We start from the raw sequence: 7723 nt of genomic DNA, 5'->3' as shown, positions 1-7723 counted from the left end.
GCCGGGCATCCGAAACCCATCACAGGAGATGCCATTCGGTGGAAGCTGGACAAAGGTCTGCTTTGCGCCGCCAAACACGGACTTCCGCTGACGCCTGTCCGGCGCATCAGGGCGACCTGCTCGTCGGCGTAGTAGGGGCCAACAGCTTCCGATTTTCCGCCACAGCGCCGACGACCTTTTCTTCATCACCTGACCGACGCCCGTGCCCATCTGTTGCGCGGTGCCGCGGGCGGGCGCAGAATGCCTGGGACATGGCGGGCGCGGCCGCCACTCGAGCTTCGGAGAAAGACGATGGACTGGACCAAGGGACGCGGCCGGCAGATCCTGACTGCGGGTGCTGTGGGGGCGTTCGCGCTCCTGCTCGGGCTGGAGGCAGTGAGGGAGGATGAGGGGGTGACCGTCACGGAGCTCTTGACGGAAGCGGTGGGCATTGCCCTTCTCGTAGGCTGCTCGGCCTGCGTTGCGCTGCTGTCCTCGCGCCTGCGGGAGCAGGAAGCAGGAAGCTTCGACATGCGCGACGAGATCGCGCGAATCCGTGAGCGCGACACGCAGTGGCGGGCCGGCCTGGCAGACCATTTCCAGGAACTCGGCGCCGCTATCCAGCGCCAGTTCGCCGTCTGGGGGTGCACCCAGGCGGAGCAGGAGGTCGGGCTCCTGCTGCTCAAGGGCTTCAGCCACAAGGAGATTGCGCGGATCCGGGGGGCGAGCGAAGCGACCATTCGCCAGCAAGCGACCGCACTCTACCACAAGGCTGAGCTCTCGGGCCGCGCGGCGCTCTCGGCCTATTTCCTCGAGGAACTGCTGCTGCCGCCGGCTCCGTCGAAGTCCTTGGGATCCGGCAACGGCCTTGAACGTCCCGAGGCATCGGAGCCGGCCGGCCGCATCACGCCGGCCTGAGCGCGGAGCTAGCTTTGAGGGTCAGGGGCCGTGCGTTTTCTCTCCCCGTACTCTGCGGCCTGGGGTTGCTGGCGTCCTCAACTCCAGTACTGGCCGAAGATCCAATACCGGAGCTAGTCGAAGGCTGCATGGCGCCGTGCGTCAGGTACGAAGTATCTACGGAGCTACAGAATGACTGGATTTTTGCGGCCAATCCGTCATCCCTGACGTCCGACATGCTTCAACCGACACTCACGACCGACTTGCTGTACGCACCGACGGACTACCTGCGACTGGTGACTTCCATCATCACCGAGCCGGTGGTGGATCCGGCGCCCGGCGAGCATATGGTTTTTGAAGGAATTGGCACATATGTGGCCGAACTATACACCGTGATCGAGGCAGGTCCCGCTACCACGCGGGCCGGAAAATTCAATACGATCTTCAGTCTCGCCAGCCAGGTCGCACCGGGGATCAATGCCGGGGACCTGGTGTCAGACTTCGACGCGGACGAACGTCTAGGCGGGGAAATTGTCCTCGGCTACGAAGGCTTCGGGTTGAGCCACGCGTTGGCGGCAACTGCGTTCACAACCGATCGCTCGATCCTCAGCGAGTCGCTGTTCACCCACCGGGGCAGGACAAACCTGTCGGACGGCGGCGCGGGCAACACAGAGGGTGTGTCGTCGTTCTCGCTAACTCTTGATGGCTGCGACGGTTCGGAAACGGTCGATTGCTATTTGGACGGCGAATTTGGCTACAGGTTAGGCTTTCGGTACCAGAGGGCCGGGCATCCTACCGAGGAGGACATCGAAGACGACGTTAAGCTTGGTGACGAACTGGCCTACCTCGCCGCCGCGACCAAGAGTTTCGAACTGGACGAAATGACGCTCAGGTTGCTGGGCGAAACAGCCCTTGTTCGGCATTTCGACGGCCGCCAGGACGACACCCTGGTCGTCACGGGCTCCGCCGCGCTCGACGTGGATACCCTAACCTACGTCGCGACCTACACGCAGCAGATGAACCTGATCGCCGGAGGTCCGGATACCCGCGATTCCTTAGCCGATTTCGAAATTATGTATTCGTCCGACGACAATACGCCGTTCGCCGGATCGAATTGGCAACTTGGCGCCGCCTATTCGTTTGCGCGGACTGCGGATCATCCGAACGCTCACATTTTCAGCGTGCGTGCGGCGTTCGATTTCAGCGGAGGTGTGGAGTTCGGCAGGTAGAGATTGGCACGGAGCCAAGCGCCCCAATTGCCTTCGCGTATGATGGCCAAGCGTCCCCAACCACCGCCCTCGCCTCGTATGGTCCGCCTGCAATCAACGACTGTTAAGGCTGTCCATGCTCTGTAACTGCAGCGGGCAAGCACCTAACATCTGTAGGATTGGTTATCTAGGGCTCTGAAAGGCCTAGTCTTTTTCCGCTTCACGCCTGCCGGATTCCCGTAGGAACCGGATCAAGTCATGCTCGGGACTGCGGCGGAGCGGCCGGCCCGGACGCCCGTGACGCGATCCATCCCGGAGGATAACCACATGGCCATTTTGCCCGACTTTGGTGCCGCCACGTTTGGCAATTCCACGAATATCGACAACACGTTCTTCCCGCTGCCCGGAGGCACCATCAACAGCTACGGCGCCGCGCTTATCGATCCCGAGACCGGCGAGGAGGAGACGGAGCGCAACGATCACTTCGCCACGTTCGAGACGAAGATAATCGAGGGCGTCGAAGCCGTCGTCGTCCGCGATACGGCCTATGCGGATGGCGTCCTCGTCGAGGACACGCTCGACTGGTACGGGCAGGACGATGAAGGCAATGTCTGGTATCTGGGCGAGATCGCGACGAACTACAACTACAACGACGAGGGCGAGTTCATCGGGACCGACTTCGGCGGATCGTGGCAGGCAGGCGTCGACGGCGCCGCGCCGGGCTGGATCATGCGCGCAGCACCGACGCCGGGCGACAGCTATTTTCAGGAATTCTACACCGGCGTTGCGGAAGACGAGGGCGAGGTGATCGCAACCGGCCTCCATATCGACACGGATTTCGGCTCCTTTGACGATGTCGTCAAAATCCTCGACACTTCCGGCCTGGAGCCCGGCATAGGCGCCTATAAATACTTTGCGCCAGGCGTCGGCCTGGTGCTGGAAGAGGAGGTTGTGCTCTCGGAGGATGAGCCCGAACTCGTCAGCGAGATCACGAACCGGCGCGAAGTCGAGATCTCAGCTGCTGTCGATCCGACAGATCTCGCCTTCGCGGGGGAAGGCAAGGAAAAGACCATTACCTTCGTCAGCGAGGATGCGAGCACCAACGGCGCGCTCGGCGCCTATACCTTTGACACGACGACGGGCGAGATCGGCGAGGCGCGCATCCTCTTCGCCAACACAGAGGATGCAAAGTCGGGCGCAAAGGTGACGGTGACAGTCCCGGCGGGCCAGTCGCTCGGCCTCTTCCTGATTCCGGATGTCGAGAATATCGGCATCGACCTGGAGGACTACGCGGACGGCGGGCTCTTCTTCCGCAATTTCCAGACGGGAAGCGTAGCCGATCTCTACGACGGCAATGACGCGACAACTTTTACCCCTGGCCCGGCCACCATCTTCGATGGGGTCGCGCCGGTCGTCACCGACGCTGAAGGCAACCTCCTGCCGATCCGTGCTTTCCACTCTGTCGGGAACCGCGACGGCTTCAACTTCTTGAATCCCGTGGCCGGCGAGAACGCCGTCGCCAGCGAAGTCCACGACGCGACCGACGAGGTGAGCGTCGTGAGCTTCGAGGACGGCCTTGCCAGCACCGGGGATTTCGATGACGATTTCGACGACGCCTTCGTCGCCGTCAGCGATACGCCGCTTAGCCGCCGGACTGTCAAGGAACTGGTCGAAGAAACCGGCATCAGCCGCCTGGTCGGCACGGACTGCCGTGATAGTCTGGTCGGAACTGGTGAGGACGATCAACTCATCGGGCTCGATGGCAATGACCTGATCTGGGGTCGCCGTGGCGACGACCAGATCGAGGCCGGCGACGGCAACGATCGTGCATATGGCGGCGCCGGGGATGACGAGATCTCCGGCGAGGAGGGGCACGACCGGCTGTTCGGCGACGAGGGCGACGACGAGATCGATGGCGACGAGGGTCGCGACAGCCTTCAGGGTGGTGCCGGCGATGACGAACTCGCGGGTGGCGAGGGTATCGACCGGCTCTGCGGCGGCGATGGCTTCGACGAGATCAAGGGCGGTGAAGGCGACGACCGGCTCCGGGCCGGCGGCGACGGCGCGCGGATGTCCGGTGGCGCGGACGATGATACCCTCTTTGGCGAGGCCGGCGCCGATGACGTCTTTGTCTTCGACCTGATACCTTTCGGCAGTGACCTGATCCGGGGCTTCGAGAACGGCGCCGATCGCATCGAGATCGCGACCTATACGGGCGTCGAGAGCTTCGAGGACGTCGCCGTCACGCAGGACGGACATTCGACCGTGCTGAGCTTCGCGGAGGGAACCGTAGAGATCGCCAACTTCGACTCCGCGCTGATCAAAGCCTCCGATTTCTTCTTCGTCTGACGCGCGGGCGGGGCGCGGTCATCTTGGCCGCGCCCTTGCCCCATCGGCTGGAAAGAGTCACCTGCAAGCGCTACAAGCGCAGCACGGCTCGTGAAGTTCTGATTAATAATAGGGAATAGGGCCGCATGGGCCGGCGCCGCTTGCTCCGCGGTCATTGGCCTAAACTTGCGGCGCCTCTCCCGAAAATGAACCGGATGCTTGGCGCGAGCGCCAAAAAAGCCTCTGTCAAAGGAACCATGATGTCCGCTTCAATTGCCCCGCAACCTTTCAATCAGCGAAAGAGACTTCTTGTCGTCCAGGGCTTGAGCATCGCGGCGATCGGATCGCTGTTGTTCTCTCGACCAGGCTGGGACGAAGCATCGACCCTTCATGAACTTATCGAGATGACAGGCTTTGTCCTGATCCTCGTCTGCATATTCGGAAGATTGTGGAGCATCCTATATGTCGGGGGCCGGAAGAACACCGAGTTGGCGGTAAACGGGCCATACTCGATCACTCGCAATCCCCTGTATCTGTTTTCGATGATTGGAGCATTCGGCATCGGCCTCATGTTCGGGTCGATCATCGTTGCCGTCGTTCTCGGAGTGTGCACCTACGCGGTTTTCGGGATGACCGCTAGAAAGGAAGAGGCGTTTCTTCTGGGAAAGTTTGGCCCGAAATACGAGGCGTATGCGGCCAGAACACCACGGTTCTGGCCCAAACTATGGCTTTATCACGACGAGCATCAGCACACGTTCTCCACGAAAGCGCTCGGGAGCACTTTCTTCGATGCCCTCTATTTTCTGGCGGTCTTTCCGGCCATCGAAGGCATCGAATATCTCCAGGTGATCGGTTTTCTACCAACCTATTTCTGGTTGTTCTGATCCCAAGGTCCAGGCAATCCGCCATCGCCAACTTCACGGCTGCTCTACGCGCTCAGTCCTCGGACATGCCGGGCCAGAGAACTATCCTTCCAGTAGCGACGCGGGATCAAGGGACGTCGCCTGGCCGGACGTGACGCGCAGGACAGGGCATCTTTGCACCCGCGACGATCACTCCGGCACGCCGGAGATGCCCAGCGCCTCGACGTAACGCTCGGCGAACACCTTGTCCAGCCACGGGTTGATCTGTTTCTGCAGGGTGAGCGTGTAGGTCGGGAACGCCTCCATCAGCCGCCGCGCCGCCGCCTGCGCCTCGTCCAGCCGGTTGAGTTTGACCAGCGCCATGATCACCACCCGGTGCGAGGAGCCGTAGTTCGGCATCTCGTGCAGCGCGCGTTCTCCCCATGCCAGCGCTTCCTCGTAGCGCTCGAGCATCAGGTAGCTCATCCCGATGCCGGAGAGCGCGATGCCCTTCTCGGGGTCGACCGGGCTCAGCCGCATTGCCCTGTGAAAGTGCTCGATCGCGACGAGCGGGCGGCTGGAATGTGCGTTCACCCAGCCGCTGCCCGTATAGCCCTGCGCTGAATTGGGATTGAGCAGCAGGGATCGTTCGATCGTGCCCAGCGCCATCTCGTAGTCCTTCGCGCTGTAGGCGATCACCTGCGCGGCGAAGCGTAGGCTCGTGGGGTCGTCGCGCGCTTCCGCCAGAACCTCTCGCGCCATGCGCACGGCGACTCGGATATCGTCGGGCTCGTGCCAGCACTGGCTCACGGATAGGCTGCGGATATAGGCGCCGAGTGCCTTCGCCAAGTTGAAGCCAGGGTCGATGCTGAGCGCCTCGTTGGTGAGCCGGCGCACGTCGGCAAAGCCTTCGCGCGTCATGCTGTAGAAGCGCGGCAGCGCGCGAAGGTAGAGGTCGTAGGCGCTGATGTACTCGGTCGGCTTCATGCGCGCCTGCTTGATCTCCTCCAGCCGGATGCTCGGTTCGACAGCGCCGACGACGCTCTCGGTCACCTTGTCCTGCAGGTCGAAGATGTCGCTCACGTCGCCCTCGAAGCGGTTGGCCCAGACATGATGTCCGCTGATCGCGTCCACCAACTGCCCACTGATGCGCACCCGCGATCCTGCTCTGCGGATGCTGCCTTCTAGCACGTAGCGGACGCCCAGCTCGCGCCCGACCTGGCGCAGGTCCACCGCTCGGCCCTTGTAGGTGAAGGACGAGTTGCGGGCGATCACGAAGAAGGAGTTCACCCGGCTCAATCCCGTGATGATGTCCTCCACCAGCCCGTCGGCGAAGTATTCCTGGTCGGGGTCGCAGCTCATGTTGGTGAAAGGCAGAACCGCGATAGAGGGTTTCTCGGGCAGGGGAGGCAGTGCAGCCACCGAGGCGCTGGCGTCGGTCTCGACGCGGTAGGCGCGCACAGGCCGCTCGATGTTCTTGAGGCGCAGGTCGCCGAGCGGCGTGAAGCCGCAGTCGAGCTTGCCCTGAAGGTGATCGTAGGCGGTGCCCGAGACGACCACGGTGCCGGGATCGGCGATGCTTTCGAGGCGGGCGGCAATGTTGACCCCGTCGCCGTAGAGGTCGCCGTCCTCCTCGCAGACCACGTCGCCGAGATTGACGCCGATGCGGAAGCGAATCCGCTCTTCCTCGGGCGTCTCCGCCTCGTGTTCTGCCAGGGCCTGCTGGATCGCCATCGCCGAGGTCACCGCGTTAACGACGCTCGCGAACTCGCACAGCATCCCGTCGCCGGTGAGCTTGACGATCCGACCCTGGTGCTCCGAGACCAGCGGTTCGAGAAGGTCCTTTCGGTAGATCTTCAGCCGCTCGAGCGTGCCGCGCTCGTCGCGCTCCGTCAGGCGCGAATAGCCGACCATGTCGCAAGCCAGGATCGCTGCGAGGCGGCGCTGCGTGGTCATTGCACCGCTCAGCCAAGTGCCTGCACGCGGGCCGCCCCGCGTCCATGTCCTGCTAACTTCCAGACGCCCTACGTGCATGGTATCCATCTCTCCCAGTCGCCGCCCGTCGCCGATACAGAACGGAGAACGCAGCTTGACCTTGCCTTCACGAGATTTCGCTATCCCGCTTGCGAGGCGTGGAGCGTTCCAGTCGCAGCGCTAACAGCCAACCGACGACACGCCCACGCAGCCTCTGGGGACGCTGACACGCCACTCCCAGAAGGCCGGAGATATTTCCTGCCCTGTGTAACCGGTTGACGCCAGCGTGGCGGCACGTTTGTCACTGCGATGTAACAGCGAGATGCTCTACGAACGCGCGCATCGGTGCATCACACCAGATGTTCGCGCTTAGAGGTGCTGAGGTCGGCAAGTGGCGCTCCTGAGCCGTTCGGCCGATCCCCGCCGAGTGGCGATCTCCCACCCAAAGCGGTTGTCTAACCTCGGGTACCAAGCGTCAGATTTTCAGTGCGCCAG

At 62.6% G+C, this 7723-nt stretch carries 5 protein-coding genes; 4 read left to right on the top strand and 1 reads right to left on the bottom strand.

Annotated elements, in window-relative coordinates:
• The first annotated feature begins 291 nt into the window (after positions 1-291).
• The 4 genes from NMG80_RS01865 to NMG80_RS01850 all read left to right on the top strand — a co-directional run bounded on the left by NMG80_RS01865 (position 292) and on the right by NMG80_RS01850 (position 5296).
• Positions 292-897, top strand: coding sequence for a helix-turn-helix transcriptional regulator (locus NMG80_RS01865; protein WP_254016566.1), 606 nt, complete (start codon positions 292-294; stop codon positions 895-897).
• Positions 898-1112: 215 nt separating this feature from the next.
• On the top strand, positions 1113-2105 hold the full coding sequence (locus NMG80_RS01860) for a hypothetical protein (RefSeq protein WP_254016565.1): 993 nt from the start codon (positions 1113-1115) through the stop codon (positions 2103-2105).
• A 306-nt stretch (positions 2106-2411) separates the two neighbouring features.
• Positions 2412-4433 carry a calcium-binding protein gene (locus NMG80_RS01855; RefSeq protein ID WP_254016564.1) on the top strand — a complete coding sequence of 674 codons (2022 nt, stop codon included), beginning with the start codon at positions 2412-2414 and terminating at the stop codon, positions 4431-4433.
• A 185-nt stretch (positions 4434-4618) separates the two neighbouring features.
• A complete protein-coding gene (locus NMG80_RS01850; protein WP_254016563.1) occupies positions 4619-5296 on the top strand; it encodes a methyltransferase family protein in 678 nt (225 codons plus the stop codon).
• A gap of 168 nt (positions 5297-5464) precedes the next feature.
• Here NMG80_RS01850 and NMG80_RS01845 read toward each other — a convergent pair whose 3' ends face one another.
• Positions 5465-7210 carry an adenylate/guanylate cyclase domain-containing protein gene (locus NMG80_RS01845; RefSeq protein WP_254016562.1) on the bottom strand — a complete coding sequence of 582 codons (1746 nt, stop codon included), beginning with the start codon at positions 7208-7210 and terminating at the stop codon, positions 5465-5467.
• Positions 7211-7723: the final 513 nt, after the last annotated feature.

Source organism: Mesorhizobium escarrei (assembly GCF_935825525.1).
Classification (GTDB): Bacteria; Pseudomonadota; Alphaproteobacteria; order Rhizobiales; family Rhizobiaceae; genus Mesorhizobium; species Mesorhizobium escarrei.
This window is presented reverse-complemented; position numbering and strand designations above follow the sequence as displayed.